General features: G+C 47.2%; 26 protein-coding genes. All 26 read right to left on the reverse strand.

Annotated features, from left to right (window positions below; translation table 11 throughout):
- Nucleotides 1–43 precede the first annotated feature (43 nt).
- The 26 genes from frr to PJK55_RS04735 all read right to left on the reverse strand — a co-directional run bounded on the left by frr (nt 44) and on the right by PJK55_RS04735 (nt 20838).
- The gene (frr, locus tag PJK55_RS04610) at nt 44–604 is read right to left on the reverse strand and encodes a ribosome recycling factor (protein WP_074034674.1); all 561 of its coding nucleotides are present in this window, start codon (nt 602–604) and stop codon (nt 44–46) included.
- Complete coding sequence (pyrH, locus tag PJK55_RS04615; protein ID WP_074034675.1) at nt 601–1326, reverse strand: UMP kinase; 726 nt, start codon at nt 1324–1326, stop codon at nt 601–603. Before pyrH ends, frr begins: the two co-directional genes overlap by 4 nt.
- Before the next feature lie 110 nt (nt 1327–1436).
- Nucleotides 1437–2318 carry a translation elongation factor Ts gene (tsf, locus tag PJK55_RS04620; protein WP_074034676.1) on the reverse strand — a complete coding sequence of 294 codons (882 nt, stop codon included), beginning with the start codon at nt 2316–2318 and terminating at the stop codon, nt 1437–1439.
- 117 nt (nt 2319–2435) lie between these two features.
- Entirely contained in the window at nt 2436–3176 is a 741-nt protein-coding gene (rpsB, locus tag PJK55_RS04625; protein WP_015881415.1) for a 30S ribosomal protein S2, read from the reverse strand.
- Between the two features lie 152 nt (nt 3177–3328).
- Entirely contained in the window at nt 3329–3718 is a 390-nt protein-coding gene (locus tag PJK55_RS04630; RefSeq protein ID WP_224860693.1) for a hypothetical protein, read from the reverse strand.
- A gap of 12 nt (nt 3719–3730) precedes the next feature.
- Nucleotides 3731–4501 (reverse strand): FliA/WhiG family RNA polymerase sigma factor, encoded by a 771-nt coding sequence (locus tag PJK55_RS04635; protein ID WP_074034678.1) that lies wholly within the window; start codon nt 4499–4501, stop codon nt 3731–3733.
- Between the two features lie 12 nt (nt 4502–4513).
- Entirely contained in the window at nt 4514–4999 is a 486-nt protein-coding gene (locus PJK55_RS04640; protein ID WP_271304976.1) for a chemotaxis protein CheD, read from the reverse strand.
- Nucleotides 4992–5591, reverse strand: a complete 600-nt coding sequence (locus PJK55_RS04645; RefSeq protein ID WP_214691834.1) for a chemotaxis protein CheC — start codon at nt 5589–5591, stop codon at nt 4992–4994. Before PJK55_RS04645 ends, PJK55_RS04640 begins: the two co-directional genes overlap by 8 nt.
- Nucleotides 5581–6012, reverse strand: coding sequence for a chemotaxis protein CheW (locus PJK55_RS04650; RefSeq protein ID WP_214783739.1), 432 nt, complete (start codon nt 6010–6012; stop codon nt 5581–5583). The genes PJK55_RS04645 and PJK55_RS04650 overlap by 11 nt, the downstream gene beginning before the upstream one ends.
- A gap of 12 nt (nt 6013–6024) precedes the next feature.
- A complete protein-coding gene (locus tag PJK55_RS04655; protein WP_271304977.1) occupies nt 6025–8022 on the reverse strand; it encodes a chemotaxis protein CheA in 1998 nt (665 codons plus the stop codon).
- Between the two features lie 19 nt (nt 8023–8041).
- A complete protein-coding gene (locus PJK55_RS04660; RefSeq protein ID WP_224860685.1) occupies nt 8042–8881 on the reverse strand; it encodes a MinD/ParA family protein in 840 nt (279 codons plus the stop codon).
- Nucleotides 8860–9939 (reverse strand): flagellar biosynthesis protein FlhF, encoded by a 1080-nt coding sequence (locus PJK55_RS04665; protein WP_271304978.1) that lies wholly within the window; start codon nt 9937–9939, stop codon nt 8860–8862. Before PJK55_RS04665 ends, PJK55_RS04660 begins: the two co-directional genes overlap by 22 nt.
- Nucleotides 9940–11961, reverse strand: coding sequence for a flagellar biosynthesis protein FlhA (gene flhA / locus PJK55_RS04670; RefSeq protein ID WP_442899488.1), 2022 nt, complete (start codon nt 11959–11961; stop codon nt 9940–9942).
- Between the two features lie 13 nt (nt 11962–11974).
- Nucleotides 11975–13069 carry a flagellar biosynthesis protein FlhB gene (flhB, locus tag PJK55_RS04675; RefSeq protein WP_214745445.1) on the reverse strand — a complete coding sequence of 365 codons (1095 nt, stop codon included), beginning with the start codon at nt 13067–13069 and terminating at the stop codon, nt 11975–11977.
- Nucleotides 13066–13836 carry a flagellar biosynthetic protein FliR gene (gene fliR, locus PJK55_RS04680; RefSeq protein WP_214745446.1) on the reverse strand — a complete coding sequence of 257 codons (771 nt, stop codon included), beginning with the start codon at nt 13834–13836 and terminating at the stop codon, nt 13066–13068. Before fliR ends, flhB begins: the two co-directional genes overlap by 4 nt.
- A complete protein-coding gene (fliQ, locus tag PJK55_RS04685; RefSeq protein WP_015881403.1) occupies nt 13833–14105 on the reverse strand; it encodes a flagellar biosynthesis protein FliQ in 273 nt (90 codons plus the stop codon). The genes fliR and fliQ overlap by 4 nt, the downstream gene beginning before the upstream one ends.
- Nucleotides 14106–14116: 11 nt before the next feature.
- A complete protein-coding gene (gene fliP / locus PJK55_RS04690) occupies nt 14117–14782 on the reverse strand; it encodes a flagellar type III secretion system pore protein FliP (protein WP_074034688.1) in 666 nt (221 codons plus the stop codon).
- Nucleotides 14779–15273, reverse strand: coding sequence for a flagellar biosynthetic protein FliO (locus PJK55_RS04695; protein WP_074034689.1), 495 nt, complete (start codon nt 15271–15273; stop codon nt 14779–14781). The genes fliP and PJK55_RS04695 overlap by 4 nt, the downstream gene beginning before the upstream one ends.
- Nucleotides 15270–15635 carry a response regulator gene (locus PJK55_RS04700; protein ID WP_074034690.1) on the reverse strand — a complete coding sequence of 122 codons (366 nt, stop codon included), beginning with the start codon at nt 15633–15635 and terminating at the stop codon, nt 15270–15272. The genes PJK55_RS04695 and PJK55_RS04700 overlap by 4 nt, the downstream gene beginning before the upstream one ends.
- Before the next feature lie 13 nt (nt 15636–15648).
- On the reverse strand, nt 15649–16785 hold the full coding sequence (gene fliY / locus PJK55_RS04705; protein ID WP_271304980.1) for a flagellar motor switch phosphatase FliY: 1137 nt from the start codon (nt 16783–16785) through the stop codon (nt 15649–15651).
- A complete protein-coding gene (gene fliM / locus PJK55_RS04710; protein WP_074034699.1) occupies nt 16782–17771 on the reverse strand; it encodes a flagellar motor switch protein FliM in 990 nt (329 codons plus the stop codon). The genes fliY and fliM overlap by 4 nt, the downstream gene beginning before the upstream one ends.
- A 9-nt stretch (nt 17772–17780) precedes the next feature.
- Nucleotides 17781–18233, reverse strand: coding sequence for a flagellar basal body-associated FliL family protein (locus tag PJK55_RS04715; RefSeq protein WP_074034701.1), 453 nt, complete (start codon nt 18231–18233; stop codon nt 17781–17783).
- Nucleotides 18226–18444 carry a flagellar FlbD family protein gene (locus PJK55_RS04720; RefSeq protein ID WP_031421671.1) on the reverse strand — a complete coding sequence of 73 codons (219 nt, stop codon included), beginning with the start codon at nt 18442–18444 and terminating at the stop codon, nt 18226–18228. The genes PJK55_RS04715 and PJK55_RS04720 overlap by 8 nt, the downstream gene beginning before the upstream one ends.
- Nucleotides 18444–19355, reverse strand: coding sequence for a flagellar basal body rod protein FlgG (flgG, locus tag PJK55_RS04725; RefSeq protein WP_271304981.1), 912 nt, complete (start codon nt 19353–19355; stop codon nt 18444–18446). Before flgG ends, PJK55_RS04720 begins: the two co-directional genes overlap by 1 nt.
- Nucleotides 19356–19373: 18 nt before the next feature.
- Nucleotides 19374–19802: a flagellar hook capping FlgD N-terminal domain-containing protein gene (locus PJK55_RS04730; RefSeq protein WP_214691822.1), complete on the reverse strand. Its 429-nt coding sequence runs from the start codon at nt 19800–19802 to the stop codon at nt 19374–19376.
- Nucleotides 19774–20838, reverse strand: a complete 1065-nt coding sequence (locus PJK55_RS04735) for a flagellar hook-length control protein FliK (protein ID WP_271304982.1) — start codon at nt 20836–20838, stop codon at nt 19774–19776. The genes PJK55_RS04730 and PJK55_RS04735 overlap by 29 nt, the downstream gene beginning before the upstream one ends.
- Between the last annotated feature and the right edge of the window lie 19 nt (nt 20839–20857).

Raw genomic sequence — 20857 nt, forward strand, 5'->3', positions numbered from 1 at the left:
AAAAAGGGTCCCCACACAGCTTTTTGGTATACCACTTCCGTGATTACACTTCCATGATTTCTTTTTCTTTCGTTGCTGCAGATTCATCAATCTTCTTGATATACGAATCCGTCAACGTTTGAACGTCATCTGCATATCCGCGGAGATCGTCTTCTGTTAACTCGCCATCTTTTTCGAGTTTTTTCAAGTTTTCGTTGGCATCACGGCGAACGTTACGGACAGCGACTTTCGCCTCTTCCGCATATTTCTTCGTGATTTTAACCAATTCTTTACGACGTTCTTCCGTCAAGGCAGGAATCGCCAAACGGATGACTGTTCCGTCAGAAGATGGAGACAAGCCGAGGTCTGCCTTTTGAATCGCTTTTTCTACTTCTGAAACCATTGATTTATCCCATGGTTGAATCAAGAGCAAGCGCGCTTCTGGTGTATTGATGTTTGCTACTTGATTGAGTGGTGTCGGAACACCGTAGTAATCAACTTGAACAGGATCCAAAATCGATGCGCTGGCACGGCCAGTGCGAAGCGTACCAAAATCACGTTTCAGTGACGTGTGCGCTTTTTCCATTTTTTCTTCAGCTGTTTGCAATACTTCTTTGACACTCATGAATTGACTCCTCCTACTACCGTCCCGATATGTTCCCCGAGTACGACACGTTTAATGTTACCTTCTTCAAGCAATGAGAATACAATCAATGGAATGTGATTGTCCATACAGAGTGATGTTGCCGTTGAGTCCATGACTTGTAGCCCGTCTTTTAAGACATCAAGGTATGACAACGACTCATATTTCACTGCAGTGGCATCCAATTTCGGATCGGCAGAGTAGACGCCGTCCACATTGTTTTTACCCATTAAAATGACATCGGCTTCGATTTCAGCAGCGCGAAGCGCAGCTGTCGTATCCGTTGAGAAATATGGGTTTCCTGTACCCGCTGCAAAGATGACGACGCGACCTTTTTCAAGGTGACGCATTGCCCGGCGACGAATGTATGGCTCAGCAACTTGTCGCATTTCAATTGATGTTTGGACACGCGTTTGGACACCGTACGTTTCAAGGCTGTCTTGAAGGGCAAGTGAGTTTAAGACAGTGGCGAGCATTCCCATGTAGTCTGCGTTTGCCCGGTCCATTCCAAGTTCACTACCCGTCTTTCCACGCCAAATGTTTCCGGCACCAACAACCACGGCCACTTCTACACCCATCTCGATCAATTCTTTAATTTGATTTGAGATTGAGTTTACAATGTTAGGGTCAATCCCATAACCTTGATCTCCAGCGAGCGCTTCTCCACTCAATTTTAACACAATTCGTTTATATTTCGGTTCCATAACTTTGCCTCCTCTTGCTTGAAAAAAGGGAACACGCTCCCTTAACGAACTAACTCAAGGTTATAAAGACGTGTTCCCAATTTTGAATGCATCATATACGATGACGCAGATTATTTTTTAAGTTGGTTCATAACTTCTTCAGCAAAGTTCTCTTCACGTTTCTCCATACCTTCTCCTACTTCGAAGCGTACGAATGAGTTGACTTTCCCGCCTTTAGATTCTACATACTTACCAACTTTGAAGTCGCCGTCTTTTACGAACGTTTGGTCTACGAGGCAGATTTCCTCGAAGTACTTGTTCATGCGACCAGCAATCATCTTCTCAACGATGTTAGCAGGTTTGCCTTCGTTAAGAGCTTGCTCAGTCAAGACTTTCTTCTCACGGTCGATTTCTTCAGCTGATACTTCATCGCGTGTCGCGTAAAGTGGACGTGCTGCTGCAACATGCATTGCAACGTCTTTTGCAACTGTTTCGTCAGACGTGCCGTCGATTACGACTACAGAACCGATGCGACCACCCATGTGGAGGTACGTACCGAATACAGCGTCGTCAGCTTTTTCAAGAACAGCTACACGGCGGAGTGAGATTTTCTCTCCGATTGTAGAAGCTTCTTCTTGGATGTACGTTTCAAGCGTTTTGCCTGCTTCGTAATCAGCTGCGAGTGCTGCTTCTGCAGTTGTTGCGCCTGAAGCGAGTACTGCTTTTGCTACGTTGTTCACGAGTGTTTGGAACTTCTCGTTTTTCGCAACGAAGTCTGTTTCTGAGTTGATTTCGACGAGCACAGCTTTGTTGCCTTCAACTGCTACTGCTGTCAAACCTTCAGCGGCGATACGATCACCTTTTGCTGCTGCTTTAGCGATTCCTTTTTCGCGAAGGAAGTCGATTGCTGCTTGCATGTCACCGTCTGTTTCAACGAGTGCTTTTTTGCAATCGAGCATTCCTGCTCCTGTTTTTTCACGAAGTTCTTTTACCATTGCTGCTGTAACTGCCATCGGAAATTCCTCCTTGTAAAACTTACGAATTTTAAGAAAAAGCACGAGGCTTTTTGAATACTTGTCCTAAAAAAAGGTGATAAAAGGCTTTCCCTTTATCACCTATTGTCTCACTGATTACTCAGCTTCTGTAGCTTCAGCTTCTGTCGCTACAGCTTCTTCAGCAACTTCTTCTTCACCTTGCTTCGCTTCGATAATTGCGTCTGCCATTTTCGAAGTGAGCAATTTAACTGCACGAATTGCATCGTCGTTCGCTGGGATAACGTAGTCGATTTCATCTGGGTCACAGTTTGTGTCGACAATCGCAACGATTGGGATGTTCAATTTGTGAGCTTCCGCGATTGCGATACGCTCTTTACGTGGGTCAACGATGAAGAGGGCGTCAGGCACACCAGGCATATCCTTGATTCCGCCGAGGAACTTCTCAAGACGAGTCATTTCTTTTTTCAAGATGATGACTTCTTTCTTAGGAAGTACTTCGAACGTGCCGTCTTCTTCCATTTTTTCGAGTTGCTTCAAGCGGTTAATACGCTTTTTGATTGTTGAGAAGTTAGTGAGTGTTCCACCCAACCAACGCTCGTTAATGAAGAACATTCCAGAACGGATTGCTTCTTCTTTGATTGTATCTTGAGCTTGTTTTTTCGTACCAACGAAGAGGACGTTTCCGCCTTCTGCCGCGAGTTCACGAACAAAGTTGTAAGCTTCGTCTACTTTTTTGACCGTTTTTTGAAGGTCGATGATGTAGATCCCGTTACGCTCTGTGAAGATGTATTTCGCCATTTTTGGGTTCCAACGGCGTGTTTGGTGACCGAAGTGTACACCAGCTTCAAGCAATTGCTTCATTGAAATTACTGCCATGATAAATTTCCTCCTTGTGGTTTAAAAAAGTCCTCCGCCTCGTTCATCGTTGTATTCCGACCTTTCGGCACCGAGGAATACCATCCCGAGACGTGTGTGATGTGTTTAACACCGAGAACTACTATAGCATATGTCACGAAATCCGGCAACTCTCACTTTTTGCGAAGTTTCGCATATAATGCGAGTTCACCTTCCCCTTTTCCGAGGATGCGGGCCGCGTCTCGAACCGAGTGGCGCAGTAACACATCGTCTACGTCAATTGACGGTTTTGACTTGTCTTCATCTAAGTCGTTTGACACGACATCCGCTTTTGTTTCAACGGGCACGGACACATCCTCCTGATGAACGTCCACTTTACGCTCTACCGGTTCTTTCGTGACAAGATCATTCATCGACTCCATAAACGAGAGAAGCAACGTCTCCGTCTCCTGTTTCTCTCGTTCGAGCCGCTCAACCCGTTCTTGTAACGTCTGGACTTGACGGTACCCGAATAAAAAACCGTAAGCAACCAAACAAGCCGTTACTACATACACAATATACACTTGTTCATCTCCTCACGATGTCTTTTCTTCTAAATAGGATCGTCCAAGCGCTTGTTTCAACGTCTTCAAGGCCTTTGAATGGATTTGAGAAATGCGGGAAGTCGATAGTTCGAGCACTTCCCCAATCTCAGTCAATGTCAATTCATCAAAATAAAATAACGATACGACGAGCCGTTCTTTTTCCGATAAATGGTCCACTTCTGTCGCGAGCACGTCAATCAACTCTCGTTGAAGGAGTGTGTCTTCCGGTTTTTCGGAGTCCGGGTCGAAGTACGTGACTGACATGACTTTGCCTTCCTCTTGTAACGTCACGGCCTCGTCGATCGACAACATATTAGCAAAATACCCTTCTGCCATCGTTCGTTCGATTTCTGAAACAGGGAGATCACAAGCAAGCGCCAACTCATTCTTCGTCGGAGCGCGATGAAGTGATTGTTCAAGTTGTTCCGCCGCCTGATCGATTTTTTTCACTTTCTCACGAACCGATCGAGGCAACCAGTCTACTTTTCGCAACCCATCGATGATGGCTCCACGAATCCGAAATGCAGCGTACGTATCAAATTTATTGTTATGCTCTGGATCATATTTCATAAGGGCATCGTACAATCCCATGTAACCCAAACTTTTCAATTCGTCGCGTTCGACGCTCTTTGGAAGCGTCACGATCATCCGTTGTACGTGGTAGTGGATGAGAAACTCGTAATGTGCTAGTAATTCGTTTGCTGTATCCATATCACGGTCCGTATTCCAGCGATCCCACAACTGTGTAAGATGAGTCGTCATGTCGATCCCCCCTTATAGTTCTTTCGTACCTACGCTCACCGTCCGAATCGATAAGACCGATGTCGCAACATCGAATTCAATCGTCCGTCCGTTATGACCCCCACAATCTTCGGCCACGAGCGGAATCCGATGAACCTTTAATGCATGACGAATCGCCTCGGCGTTCCGTTCACCGATTCGCATCGCTTCATTCTCATATTTAAATTGAAACATTTGTGCCCCACCAGCCATTTTCGCTTGTAGCCGCGTCGCTCCTTCTCGTTTGAGAGAACGGACGAGCGTATCGATGGCTGTGTCCGCATATTTTCCTACTTCAATCGCTTGATTCTTCCGCGCAATGGTCGAGTCGGGTAACATGACATGCGCCATTGCCGCCAATTGGAGACGAGTGTCATATAAGATGACACCTACACACGAACCAAGTCCTGCTGTCCGTAACCGATTCGGTGCCGTCGTTTGCTTCCACTCGGCGATGCCAATTTTTAAAACGTCAGCCATGACCAATCAACCGTTCTTGAATGCGTTTGAGTGAACCATGTGTTGGTAGGAACAACACATGTCCTGCACTTACTTTTTGATCAATCATAAAGGTCGTATCGATATACAATGCGGCGTCTTCCTCGGGTTGAACCGATGTGACGACAAACTCGACGATCGATCCCGCCATATCGATGGCGGTTGCCGGTACTTGGATCATGATTGGAGTCTGCAACCAATCACCTAGTGCACGTGCGTACGCACCGCTCATAATATTCCCGACTTCTTCCCAGGCCGATTGTCCGAGTTCATCACCAGATTGGAACGAGAATGGCATGCCGATCAGTGTCGACACCATCTGCTCGGCGTCCTCAACGGCAAATAAAATAAGAATCATGCCGCGAATCTCACCGTCTAACTCGAGTAGCACCGAAGCGACGTGTCGCTCCGGACCACCCACTCGGTCTGGTAAATACGAGATTGGTTCCATCTCGGCTGAAGAGACCGTGATGTTGACCGGTTTGGCTAACATGGCGGATAAAGCAGTTGCCGCATGTCCAGACCCTATATTTCCCAGTTCCTTTAATAAATCTTGCTCAAACTCACTCAGCATATTGTTCCTCAAACAACGCATTCGCATCGAGAAGCGAGAAGAGTTTGTCTTCCCCTTTAGCGATTGCGGTTAAGTGTGCTGCAATCATGTCACGACTTGATTCTGGAATCGGTTCAATCCGAACCTCATCACTTTCGACAACTTCGTTTGCGCGGTCGACGATGAAGCCCGCATCCCCTTGATTCAATGATGCGATTAAAATACGCGTCTCATCCGTCGGTTCGATTTCTTCATAACCGAGGCGTAGACGAAGGTCGATGACCGGTGTGACGACACCCCGAAGATTGATGACCCCTTTCACGTGTGACGGGGCGTTCGGGACGCGTGTGATCGGCTGAAGCCGCTCGATTGAACGGACCGACTGCACATCGATCCCGTACGTATTTTCTTCAAGTGAAAAGACTACCCATTTCTGTTCCATCTATATTCCTCCTTAAAAGAGATCGTTACTATCTACGATAAGGGCGACGCGACCGTCACCGAGAATGGTCGCACCTGAGATAGCTGGAATCCCTTCAAGATACGTACCGAGCGGTTTCATGACAATTTCTTGTTGTCCAATCAAATCATTGACGACGACGCCGACGAGTTTGTTGCCTTTTCGAACGACGACGACCGGGAATTGGGACTTCGTCTCTGATTCGATTCCGAACATTTCTTTTAAGTAGACGAGCGGAACCAATTGCCCACGGAAATCAAAGACGCGCTCACGATGCGCCGTCAAAATGTCCGCTTCATCAAGTAAGGTCGTCTCAAGAATCGATGACAACGGAATCGCATACGATTCCTCGCCGACTTGTACGAGCATGGCCGAGATGATGGAGAGGGTGAGTGGCAAGCTGACTTGGAATTTCGTCCCTTGTCCCGCTACCGTCTCTAGCGAAACGACACCACCGAGCGACTCGATTTTATTTTTGACGACATCGAGACCTACACCACGACCTGAAAGGTCTGTCACCACATCTGCTGTCGAGAACCCTGGGGCGAAGATCAACATCGCCAACTCATTCTCAGACATCATGGTCGCCTCTTCATCTGAAATGACGCCACGTTCTAACGCTTTTGAACGAACTTTGTCGACATTGATCCCTGCGCCGTCATCTTCAATTTCGATGAAGACACGGTTCCCGCCGTGATAAGCACGAAGGGCGAGCATGCCTTGTTCCGGCTTTCCGGCTTGTACGCGTACTTCTGGACGTTCGATTCCATGGTCGATTGCATTCCGAATCAAGTGAACGAGCGGATCGCCAATCTCATCGATGACCGTCCGATCTAGTTCTGTCTCGGCACCTGAAATATCCAATTGAACTTTCTTATGGATTTCTTTTGCGACTGAGCGCACCATACGTGGGAAGCGATTGAACACTTGCTCGATTGGCATCATGCGAAGTGTCAAGACGAGAGATTGCAGTTCATTCGTACCCCGCTTGATTTTTTCAACCGTTTCATTCAATTCTGGTTGCCCCACCTCATCAGCGAGTCGTTCCAAACGTCCACGGTCGATGATGAATTCTTCGAACAAGTTCATGAGACGATCGATCCGTTCCAAGTTGACGCGAATCGTCTTCGCTTGAGCCTGTGCCGCAACTTGTTCTTTCGTATCTTTTGTTTCTTTTTCTTCCTGGTCTAAAGCTGTCTGCACCACTGGCTCTGGGACTACCGCTTCGGCTGTGACTGCGACTTCTGGTTCGCTTTCTGATGCTCCTGTGAACACATTGACTTCGACACGTTCCACTTCCGATACTTGGGCGATGGCGTGTTCGATGACTTCCGCTGTCTCTTGTGAGAGGAATAAGACGTCAAACGACAAGTCAAATTGCTCTTGTTCAATTTCTTCTGTCTCCGGATGTGTCCGTACCACTTCACCTAATTCTTGAAGGCGATCAAACACCATGTACGCCCGAGCCGCTTTTAAGACGACGGCGTCTGATAGTTTCACAGTGATTTGATATGCTTCAAACCCAGTTTGTTTCGCCTGGTCGATGACCGAGTTTGTGTAAAGGTCGACGTCGAAAGTACTCGACTCTTTCGCTTCAGTGACCACGGCCTCTTTTCCACCGATGAATGATTGGAATGCGGCAACCGTTTCAGAAACATCAACGTTTGCCCCTTGTCCCCCGTTCTCAATGTCGGCGATCATGTCTTCCATTTGTTCCATAGCGATGAACATCGTGTCCAACAAAAGTTGGTTGCTTTCTTTTTTACCACCACGAACGAGGTCGAGTGCACTTTCCATCTCATGCGTTAAATTGGCGACGCGTTCGTACCCCATCGTCGAAGACATCCCTTTTAACGTATGTGCAGACCGGAAAATCTCTTGAACGACATCCGCCCCACCCGACTGTTCTAACTTAAGTAACTGTGTGTTGATCGATTGGATATGTTCTTGGGATTCATCTAAAAACAACCCTAAGTATTCGTTCACGTCCATCTTCTTTGCCTCCCTGTCGTTATACTCGGTTCCATTGTTTCCGTAAGTTCCCCATCAAACGGTCCATCAAGTGACGTGGTTTTGGAGGCGTTCCCGTAAGCGTTGTCAAAATTCGTTCGAGCCGCCAGCTAATATCACTTTTTCGATTGTATTGATAAAACGGGACTTGTGCGATGACTGCCTTTCGGACTGAAGGGTCATCCGGTAAAAATCCGAGGAATCGAATCGTCTTATTTAAGAACTGCTTGCATGCGACTTCCATCCGTTCGAAACATTGCAGTGCTTCCTCTCCAGACTGAGCTCGGTTTACGATGACGCCGAGTGGTAAGTCGGGATATTGATGATGCACTAGTTTTGTATATGCGTATCCGTCCATGAGCGAAGTCGGTTCCGGTGTTAAAATCAAAAACATTTCGTCACACCCCGCAATAAATTGCAGGGAGGTGTCTGTCGCCCCGGCGCCCATATCGAAAAGGACGTAATCATATGCGGTCAGTACTTCGAGTTCTCGCATGAGAAATTGCATGTCATCATCTGAGAGATGGACGAGTTGCTCTTGTCCGCTCCCTCCATGTAATATATCGACACCATGCACATTTTTCTGAACAGCTGCAGCCAATGGAATACGAGCTTTTACGGACTCGATCATCGTTCTCGACTTCATTGCGTTCATCAAGATATGGACGTTGGCCATACCGATATCAAAGTCAACAATCAACACCCGTTTCCCGAGTTCCGAAAGGGCGATGGCCGTGTTGACGCAAACGTTCGTCTTTCCAACGCCGCCTTTTCCGCTCGCAAAAGCGATGGTCGTCGGATGGACATCATTGATTGCTCTTAAACGCCTTGCTTGGTCCATCTGGCCCACCCTTCTTTCTCGAACAGTCGTTTCGTCAATGCCTCCGCATCTCCTCGAATCAAATCATCTGGCACCTCTTGACCGTCTGTCATCCATGCGACAGGCAAGCCGCTCTTTTTCACCATTCGATACATCGCGTGGATGTCACTCGTCTCATCCGCTTTGGTGAAGATGAGCGAACTGAGGGGAAGTGATTCGAACTGGGAATAGATCATATCCATATCTTTCATTTTGGATGTCAGACTCAATACGAGTGAGAGGCTCGTTTCCGTGAAGTCATGATGTTCGTGAAACTGTTCCACGTAAGCTGGGTCTCGGAAATTTCGACCTGCCGTGTCGATCAATACAATATCTTTTCGGGCAAATAATTGTTTCGCTCGCTTAAAATCATGAAAGTCGTATGCCACTTCAACGGGGATACTCATAATTTCAGCGTACGTCTTCAACTGTTCGATGGCCGCGATTCGATACGTATCTGTCGTAATCAGCCCGACCGTTTTGCCTTCTGTCAATTTGAAATGCGCAGCTAGCTTGGCAAGTGTTGTCGTTTTCCCGACACCCGTCGGTCCAACGAGCATGACATAACGTTTCGCTTCAGGCGGGTCGATAAAGGATGACTTGACTTGCTCATACACGAATCGTTCGGCTACTTCTACAGACTTCGTCGTATAGTATAGCTCGTTCAACGTCTCTTCCCATGACTCTTCTGCGAACGACTCCGTCGAAAGTAACGCGTCGATGTGTTGCAGTGATGAATGGAGCCTTGGTGCTGTCCCTCCTACCATACGAGGTGTTGACGGTACTTGAGGTGATGGCGTTGGTTCAGATGCAGGCGCTGACGCCGGCTCTGGTCGAATCGGATCTGGCCGTCTTGTCTTCGTGACCACCTTCTCTTTTTCGAGTGCGGCGATGACTTCCACTTGTTTCGAAGCGAATAAACCAAACCATCCGGTCTTCACTTGCCGCGAATTGAGGATGACCGCTTCATCACCTAGCTCTTGCTTCACTTTCGTCATCGCCTCAGACATCGTTTTCGCTGTAAATTTTTTAATTTGCATTTAAATCACCCCAATACTTTTCACTTCGACGGAACTGAGTAACTCGTTATAGGCCAAAACAGGAACATCTGGATAGTATCGTTCGAGCAATTGTCGGACGAACAATCGAATCGTTGGTGAACATAAAATCACCGCTGACGCACCGTAGCGTTCGAACATCGACAATTGTTCTCCCGTACGCTCGATGATCTCACGTGCTTGCTCCGGGTCGAGCGCCAAATAGTTCCCAAACTCGGTCTTCTGTACGGCATCTTGAACGGTCTGTTCCGTCTGACCACCTAACGTAACCACATACAATGGACCTTCTGGTGGCTTGACTTGATCGGTCAGCTGACGTGACAATCCTTGGCGACAATATTCCCCGAGGATTTCCGCATCTTTCGTTACCTTTCCGTAGTCTGCCATCGTCTCGAACAAGAGAGGCAAGTTTCGAATCGATACGTTCTCTTGTAATAAGTGACGTAGCACTTTTTGAATCTCACCGATTGAAAGGACTGAAGGCGTGACATCTTCTACAAGAACCGGATGAGTTTCCTTCAAGTGCTCGACAAGTTGTTTCGTTTCTTCACGACCGAGCAAATCAGCGGCATGTTTTTTCAGCGTTTCGGTCAAATGTGTCGCGACAACGGAAGGTGGGTCTACGACAGTGTACCCACTCATTTCAGCTCGCGTCCGTGTCTCCTCATCAATCCAAAGGGCAGGGAGCCCGAATGCCGGTTCCGTCGTTTCAATCCCATATACTTCTGGGTCTTCAATCCCTGGGCTCATCGCCAAATAGTGGTCGAGTAACAACTCTCCTTCTGCGACGACGTTTCCTTTCACTTTGATGCGATACGCGTTCGGCGAGAGTTGTAGGTGGTCGCGAATGCGAACCGTCGGCAAGATGAAGCCGAGTTCGAGTGCAAGCTGACGACGAATCATGACGACACGATCTAACAAGTCACCGCCTTGTGACTCATCCGCAAGGGGGATCAAGCCGTATCCGAACTCGAATTCAATCGAATCGATTTGTAAGAGCGAGACGACAGATTCTGTCGGAGCCGTCGAAGGTTCTTCTTCCATGATCGGTTCCTCCGTCGCCTGCCGGATGTTTCGTCGCATCGTATACGCTCCGAAGAACGCCGTACCTGCGATGATCATCGTCACCGGAATAAGTGGAGGTGACACGAAACCGAGCAAAAAGACGACGCCTCCTGCGATATAGAGAAGCGATGGGTTTTGACCGAGCTGGTCGATGACATCTTCCCCTAAATTGCCGTCTGAGACAGCACGGGTCACGATGATCCCGGTCGCCGTCGAAATCAAGAGTGCCGGGATTTGACTGACAAGTCCGTCCCCGATCGTCATGAGCGAGAACGTTTGGAACGCCTCCCCGACCGGTAATCCCATTTGAACGACGCCGATAATGATTCCGAAGATCAAGTTAATCGTCACAATGATGATTCCGGCGATGGCGTCCCCTTTGACGAACTTGGATGCCCCATCCATCGAACCGTAGAAGTCGGCCTCGCTTTGAATTTTACGGCGACGCATCTGCGCTTCCTTGTCATCAATTAATCCGGAGTTCAAGTCAGCATCGATGGCCATCTGTTTCCCTGGCATCGCATCGAGTGTGAAGCGGGCGGATACCTCAGATACACGCTCGGCACCTTTTGTGATAACGACGAACTGAATGATGACGAGAATCAGGAAGACGACGAATCCGACAAGGACATTTCCTCCGATGACGAAGTCACCAAACGTCGCAATGACTTCCCCTCCATACCCGTTCGAGAGGATCGAGCGGGTCGTCGATACGTTCAATCCGAGACGAAACAACGTCACAATCAATAAGAGAGAAGGGAATACGGAGAAGTCGAGCGCTTCTCTGGCATTCATCGCCACAAGTAAGATCATGAGGGCGATTAAAATATTTACGATGATTAAAAAGTCTAATAAAAAGCCCGGTAACGGGATGATCAGCATGATGACAATCATCAAGACACCAATCAAAACTGCAAAGTCTTTCGCTTTTACTGCCAACACATACTCCTCCTCAAGACGGTTGCTTCATTTGATAGACGAACGCGAGCACTTCCGCGATTGCTTGATAGAATGATTCGTCTACCACTTCTCCAATATCGATTTGGGCGTAAAGCGCCCGTGCGAGCGGTTTGTTCTCGACAATCGCCACATCGTGCTCTTTTGCGACATCTCGAATATGAAAGGCGACTCGGTCGACCCCTTTTGCGACAACGAGCGGCGCAAAATCTTTCGTGTCATCGTAGCGGATGACGACCGCGTAATGGGTCGGGTTCGTGATGACGACGTCGGCATTCGGAATTTCTTGCATCATCCGTCGCATCGCCATTTCTCGTTGTTGCTGCTTAATCTTGGATTTGATGAGTGGGTCACCTTCCGAGTTTTTATACTCGTCTTTAATGTCTTGCTTTGACATTCGAATCGATTTTTCGAAATCAAATCGTTGATAAAAAAAGTCAAGTAATGCGAGTGCGAGCAAGGCGACACTCACCCAGAGCCCAAGCTCAATCGTGATACCCGCAAGCGCGACGATGGATTCTCGAATCTGCTCGACGGCCATACGGGACAATTCTTTTTGGTTTTGCCAAAGGACAGCGACAGCGGTTGTCAGGATAATCAAAAATTTGAATAAGGACTTTAAAAATTCGACGACCGCTTTCATGCTGACAATCCGTTTCACCCCTTTGATTGGGTCGATCCGTTCGAGCTTTGGCTGGATTGCTTCCAAAGAAAAGAGCGTTCCAACTTGTAAATAGTTGATGAGAATCCCGAACACGACAGCGACGATGAAGAATGGAGCCAAAATCAATCCGACTCGAAGCATCAAGTCGATGACCATACCCGACATGCCCTCAGATACATTGAAGAGTAAATATTGCGGGCTAAGTAAATCTCCGATGAGTGATAGCAGCTGTTGCCCAATCATCGGTCCGAAGAAAGATAGCATGAGAAACATGGCAAAGAGTGCAAATGCCCCCGTCAAATCCGCTGATTTGGCGACTTGCCCTTTCTTTCGTGAATCCTCTCGCTTACGCGGTGTCGCTTTTTCTGTTTTTTCACCTGCAAAAAACTGCAAGTTGACCGATAAAGGATATAGAGGCTTCTTCATGAGGCATCTCCTAGTATGAGCATAAAGTCGTGCATCACATCTTGTAATAGCGGAATGAACTGACTAATTCCTGTCAATGTCAATCCCATTAACAACACCATGACGGCAAATCCGGCAATGAGTTTAAACGAAAAGCCGATGGCAAAGATATTGAACTGTGGCGCCGATTTCGCTAAAAAACCAAGTGCCAAATCGACCAGCAGTAATGATGCCATCATCGGCAAAGCCAATTGTAAGGCGACCATCATCGTCATCGTAACGACTTTCACTGCCATCATGAGTGAAGCTTCCGTGAAGTTAATCATCGGTTGACCAGGTGGATAGATTTGAAAACTGTAATATATACCGTCAATCAGGAGTAAATGTAAATTACTCGTCAATAAAATGAACAGCGTAAAAATATAATAAAATCGTCCAATTAGTGGCGACTGTCCGCCAAACATCGGATCATATGCGGAAGCCATCGCCAAACCGAGTTGAAGATCGATGACCCCACCGGCAATCTGCGGAGCAAAAAAGAGAATATTAATCAATAGACCGAGTAACAGTCCAATCATGACTTCATAGACAACTTGCAGGACGAACGCATTCGTCATCACGATTGGCTCAGTCAATGTGAACATTGCGTAATACGCTAAAAACGCGCTGAATCCGACGCGATGCATAACCGGCAACTGCCTCGTCGAGAACAGAGGGACACTGACAAAAAAGCCAGAAAGTCGCGCAAACGTCAGACCGTACATACTGATGAAGTCGACCGCATTCATTTCGACGCAACCTCGACCATCAGCTCAAAAATCAGTCGCGTAAATCCTTCAATTTGTTGAAGCATCCATGGTCCGAAGATGACAAGACCGATGAAGACCGAGATAATTTTTGGAACGAACGAAAGCGTCTGTTCTTGAATTTGAGTCGTGGCCTGTAAAATCGAGATCACGAGACCGACAATCAGTGAAATGAGTAGCAATGGCATTGAAATTTTTAATAATGTCCACACACTCTCTGTTGCCAAGTAAATGACCATTTCTTGTGTCATGTCCGTTCCCCCTACATACTTCTAAGCAATGATTCCACAATCAAGTGCCAGCCATCGACCAATACAAATAACAATAATTTAAACGGCAATGCGATCATGACCGGTGGTAACATCATCATCCCCATCGACATGAGGACACTCGCGACGACCATATCGATAATTAAAAATGGCAAGAAAATCATGAATCCGATTTGGAAGGCTGTCTTCAATTCACTAATCGCATAAGCCGGGACAAGCGCGAGAAGCGGTACGTCATCAAGTGATTCAGGCTGCTCGTAGTTCCCATACTTCAAAAAGAGTTGCAAATCTTCTTGTCTCGTATATTTCGACATGAATTCTTTCATCGTCCCGCTCGCTTCATCAAACGCTTCATCTTGTGAGATTTTGTCATCGAGATAAGGTTTTAATGCGTTCTCATTCAAATCAGAGAGAACGGGAGACATGACAAACAATGTAATGAACAAGGCCAATCCGACAATCAACTGGTTTGGCGGTGTTTGCTGTGTACCGAGTGCTGGCCGAATGAAAGATAGGACGACGACGACACGTGTGAAGCACGTCATCAAAATTAAAAAAGATGGTGCTAGTGTCAATAACGTCAACAAAATCAAGAGTTTGATCGATGTAGATGTACTGTCTGGTGTCTCTAAATTGATTAATTGCTCAAACGTTGTCATGACTTCTTCCTCACTTCTTCTAGTTGAGCAAGTTGTTTCTTAAAGGTATCCAAAAATGCATTCGAATTCGCCGTTCGGAGTGATAAAGGCTCTGACTGCTCTTCGTCCATCGTCTCCGCATCGAGCCGATCAATCAATTGTATCGATTCCCCGACGCCGAGGACATAGACTTGATCCCCAAGCTTCACGAGTTGGACGGAACGGTCTTTTCCAAGTGGAACGCCTCCGAGATGTTTCATATGCTGAGTCGCTTTCACACCTTGTGTTTTGGAACCGAGCCAACGCATCAAGACGATGAAACCGCCGACCACGACTACGAGACTCAACACGACTTTCACGCCATTCCCAATCGTTGACGCTGTCGTTGGAACGTTACTTTCCAATTCTTCTGTCTGTTTTTGCTCGAATTGTTGGTCTACGGTGGCGGCCTCAACCGTGGTCGGAATATAAAGTCCGACCACGAGAAGAATAATCAACCACCATTTCTTCATTGTGCGACCGTTTTAGAAACCGCTTCGATGACGCGCTCTGCGTTGAACGGCTTGACGATGAAATCTTTCGCACCTGCTTGAATCGCATCGATGACCATCGCTTGTTGTCCCATCGCTGAACACATGATGACTTTTGCGTTCGAGTCGAAACTACGAATCTCTTTCAATGCTGCAAGTCCGTCCATCTCTGGCATCGTGATATCAAGTGTGACGAGGTCCGGTGTGAGCTCACGATATTTCACGACCGCGTCAGCTCCGTTTTCTGCCTCACCTACTACGTCATATCCGTTCTTTGTCAAAATATCCTTGATCATCATACGCATGAACGCTGCGTCGTCTACTACTAATACTTTTGCACTCATTCTATTTTCCTCCTTAAACGATTCCGATCCGCTCATGCGGTTGAATAATTTCTGTTACACGTACCCCAAAGTTTTCTTCAATGACGACTACTTCTCCTCTAGCAATCCGCTGTTGGTTGACGTAAATATCAACCGGTTCGCCTGCTAGCTTGTCGAGTTCGATGATGGAACCTTGTGATAGCTCGAGTACTTCCCGGACAGATTTTTTCGTTCTGCCTAGTTCGACGGTCACGTTCAACGGAACGTCATACAGTAACCCTAAGTTCGCCGGCACGGACTCTTGCGGAGCCGGTGATTGGAGCGGCATGAATTCTGCTTGGCTTACCGCGACCTCTGGCATCGATTTTTGCTTTTCCGGTTGTGGTTGTGGTTGCGCCTGTGGTTGTGCCTGTGGTTGCGCCTGTGGCTGAGGTTTCGGTGCCTCGGTTTTCGGCTGTTCTTTTACAGGCTCCACTGCCGTTTGTGCCTCACCGGTCGCTTTCATCAATTCGTCGACCAACTGTTTTCCGAATTGAATTGGTGCAATTTGAACAATTGTTGAATCAATCAAATTACCGACTTTGAGATTGAACTCAATCAGTACCATTGTCTCCCAAAGTTCGAGACGGTCGATAATGGTTTGGTTCTTCGTCGCATCAAACACCTCGACAAGTGGTGGGGAGATGTCAATCTTCTTCGAGAACACCGTCGATAAAGATGTCGCGGCAGCACCCATCATCTGGTTCATCGCTTCTTGAACGGCTGATAAGCGAATTTCATCAAGGCTTTCAGGATCGACGTTCTCTCCCGTTCCACCTAACATGAGATCAGAGATGATGGCCGCATCTTCGCGAGTCAAGACGAGGACGTTTTCACCCTTTATCCCTTCCGTGTACCCGACACGTAATGCCACATGAGGCGTCGGATATCGTTCACGCAACTCTTCGATTCTCACTTCACTGACAACCGGTGTCGTAATTTCTACTTTTTGTTGTAGCAACGTCGACAATGCCGTTGCTGAATTCCCAAACGAAATGTTTCCGATTTCTCCAAGAGCATCGCTTTCCATCGAATCTAGGTGCTCTTCTTTTTCCGCCTTTGGCGTCGGCGTACTGTCGCTTGTCCCACGTAGTAACGCGTCAATTTCATCTTGTGACAGCATTTCACTCATTGCTCTTCCTCCTTCACACGGTGAAGCACCTGAACCGCCATCCGCTTCCCGCTCACACCGACTTGCCCTTTAAATACTTTATTCTCCCCTACCATGATGGATAGAGGTTCTTTCGCCACTTGATCGAGTGCCAAACAGTCCCCAACTTCAAGGTGCAACAGATCACCAAACGTGATTGTCGTCTCGCCAAGTAATGAGACGACCTCGACCGTCGAGTTCATCAACTGTGCTTTGAGTGGTTCTTTGCTCGACTCACTCGCATTACGACGATTCGCCTCCTGCATCCAGTAATGACTCGACAACTTCGACAAGACAGGTTCGATTGTCACGAACGGAAGACAAACATTGATTGTTCCGCTCACTTCGCCGATTGTCACCCCAATCGAGATGAGGACGACCGTCTCGTTTGGTGAAACGAGTTGAAGAAACTGCGGATTCACTTCCACTGCAGACATTTCCGCCTTGATTTCCGCAATCGATTCCCACGCGTCCCCATACGTTGAGAAGGCACGCTTATACAATTGCGTCAAAATGCGCATCTCGATTTCTGTGAACGATTCAATTTTGTCCATCTCGACACCAGGTCCGCCGAGTAGACGATCCAGCATCGCATAAGAAATGTTCGGATTGACCTCGATGATGAATCGTCCGTTTAACGGTGGCGCTTCAATCAAGTTGATCATCGTCATACTCGGGATAGAATGAATGAATTCATCATACGGTAGTTGTTCGACCGAGTTGACAGAAAACTGAACATATGTGCGAAGTTGGGCCGAGAAGAACGTCGTTAACATGCGAGTGAAATGCTCGTGAATTCGAGTCAAACTGCGAATCTGATCTTTTGAAAATCGGACGGCTCGCTTGAAGTCGTATTGCCGAACTTTCTTTTCTTCCTCTTGTGCAAGAAAGGAATCCGCTTCGACATCCCCACTGCTTAGTGCAGATAGTAAGGCATCAATTTCTTGTTGAGACAATACTTCTCCCATGATGCCACCTCACTGAATAATTTTCTTCGTCATATAGACGCGTTGGACTTCACCTTCTTCAAGCAGTCCATTAAGTTGTTCTCGTAGTGTTTGTTCAAACTTTTGCATATCTTCTTTTGTTGCCAACTGTGTTTTTGTCATTCCAGCCAAATCTCCGAGAATGACGTTGTGTACTTGGAATTTGCGTAACTCCAGATTCTCCTTTGTTTCCAAAGAATCTGTGACAATCGTGAATTGAACGTTGATGAAACGCTCATCTTGAATGTTCGTCGTCATGTCATCGGTCGTAAAGCTTCGTTCCGCCAATTCTTCGGCAGTGACCGGTTTCGTTTTAGCGGTGACGTTATCCCCGAACACGTATTTATACGTCATGAAACCGGCTCCGCCCATGACGAGTAGGACGACTAGTAAGATGATGACAACCTTCAGGCCGCCACCCTTTTTCTTCTCTTCTTCACTCATCTTCTTCACCTCTTGTGAACATCGTTCCGACTAAACCGATTGAGCGGTAAAAGGCCTCAGTTCGTTCAATGATTTGATCTTTTGTTTCTTTCACGAGATACGTTTTGCCATTAAATAATTGGATAATCGTGTCGGGCTCTGCTTTCACCGTTTCAATGAGCAAAGCGTTGAGCACGAATTCCTCACCCCGAAATGCTGTGACGCGAATCATCAGCGTTTCAAGTTGACGAGTTCTTGAAGAATCTCGTCTGACGTTGTAATAATTCGTGTGTTCGCCTGGAAACCACGTTGTGCCACAATCATTTCCGTAAACTCTTCAGAAAGGTCGACGTTCGACATTTCAAGTGCACCTGAAACGAGTTCTCCGCGACCGTCAGAACCAGGTACGCCAAATTGAGGGGCACCGGAGTTTTGTGATTGTACGAAGTTGTTGGCACCGACTTTTGATAAGCCAGCGTTGTTCGAGAAGTTCGACGTGACGATATAACCAGCGATGCGAAGCTCACCATTAGCTGCTACGAAACTAACTTGTCCATCTTTACCAATTGAAAGTGATTTTGCATCTGTTGGAATTTGAATTCTTCCGTACCGATCTGTTTTCGCTGTCGTATCATCTGCCGCATAATGATTTAAATTTGCTAATGGACCTGTGAAATTTGCTTCAACTGGGGTCGCTGTTACTCCAGCAGCAACTGGCAACGTACTAGTGAGTGACCCAACAAGATACGTCCCGTCGCCTGTTACCAAATTACCTTGGTTGTCCGTATAGAAGTTTCCTGCACGCGTGTATTGGAGTTGACCATTGACCATCGCAGCGTAAAATCCTTCCCCTGAAATCCCGACGTCAAGGGCGCGTCCTGTGTTTTGCATGGCCCCTTGGTTATAGACGTTATCGACCGTCGCCATTGTACCCCCGAGGCCGACTTCCTTCGGGTTAATACCACCCGTTGTCGCATTTCCAGCAGACGCACTACCGACTTGTTGACTGACGAGGTCTTTAAACGTGACACGACCTTTTTTATAACCGAACGTGTTGACGTTGGCGATGTTGTTCCCGACGACGTCTAATTTCGATTGGAAGTTCTTCAGACCACTGATCCCTGAGTACATTGCTCTTAACATAATAAATTCCCCCTATGCTTATTTGATGGAAGTGATATCGTACACGCTGACCGATGTGCCGTCTTCAAGGTCGGCCATGTATCCAGTTAAATCAGATCGTGAAATCGAGACGACACGGCCTGAGCCTTTTGTCGTTTCTTCACTCGATTCCGAACTGTAGTCAATCGTTTTACCAATCATGCTACTGAATTCAGAAATCGAGGCCATATGACGGTCAACCAATACCGAATCGAGTTGTTTCGAAATCGTTTGCATTTGTTCTAGTGAAGAAAATTGCGCCATCTGAGCGATGAACTCACGGTCTTCCATCGGTGACATCGGGTCCTGGTTCGCGATTTGAGCGAGCAGCAACTTCATAAACATGTCCTTGTCATATTGATTCGTCGCTTTCGGAAGCGACTGGTCTGGCAAAGTAAAATCATTCGTCTTCGGCTGGATGCTCGTCATCCTCAGATCCTCCTTTTGGTTGTTCCTGCGGTTGCTCCTGTTCCGGTTGCTCGGAACCGTCTGGCATCGTCGACTTCGCATCGAGTGCTTGTTGTGTCAAGTTGACCTCGACGCGAACATTTTGGGAATGAGGCGTTAACGTTTGTTGCAACTGCTGAACTTGTGACTGAATCAGTTGTTTTGCTTCTTGATTGCTTGCGAACAATTTGACTACGAGTTCCCCGTTATGTCGTTCAAGCTTGACGACGAGCTCCCCTAGCTGTTCTGGATATAGACGTACCGTAAACACTTTCGAACCGTCCGCTCCGCTCGAAAACGGTGCTTTTTGAAGCGCGGACTCAATTCTCGCCTGTAAGTTTTCAGGCAATGATCCTTTCGAAGCATACATAACAGTCTCTACATCAATTTGTGGTCGTGACCAGTTCATGCCTTTCGGTAACCAATCCACGCTGCTTGATTGAGGGAGCGTTTTCGCCACTTTCACGGTTTCAACTTGTGGTAGAACGGGAACTTCCTTCATATTGCGGGCTGGTCCATTAAACTGTGTGATCACCCGTTGAATCGTTTGGATTTGCTTTCCAAGTTCTTGATTCGGGACAGCCTGTGTCAACCCTGTTTTTGCAGACAAATCCGTCTTTTGGACGATGTCACTACTTGTTGCGACCGCTTGAGCAACGTTTGGAAGAGCTGAATCAACATTTCCAGATGACGTAGACAGTTGTCCGAGTACACCTACATATGCATCCATAAATGTCCGATACGCATCTTGTGGAAGTGATTTGAGCCATTTCAAAGTTTCAGGTTTTTGAAACCATGTCTCAAGTTCCTGCGCCACTTTTTCGAGGTCGACGAGTTCTTCAGATAATGCGCCTTCTTCAAGTTGAGGAAGCCCTGCTTGCTCCCCGGAGCCTTGCATTGGGGCAAGCATGGCGGATAAGAGGCTTAAAAAACCGCCTGCCCCCTGTGATTCGCCTTCCGTTACTCCGGTACGAGTCGTTGAACCTTGAATGGCTTGAGTTAGTAACGCAATATTCAATGTGGGTCCTCCCTTCTCA

Origin of the sequence: Exiguobacterium sp. MMG028 (assembly GCF_027947425.1) — a bacterium.
Classification (GTDB): domain Bacteria; phylum Bacillota; class Bacilli; order Exiguobacteriales; family Exiguobacteriaceae; genus Exiguobacterium; species Exiguobacterium aestuarii_A.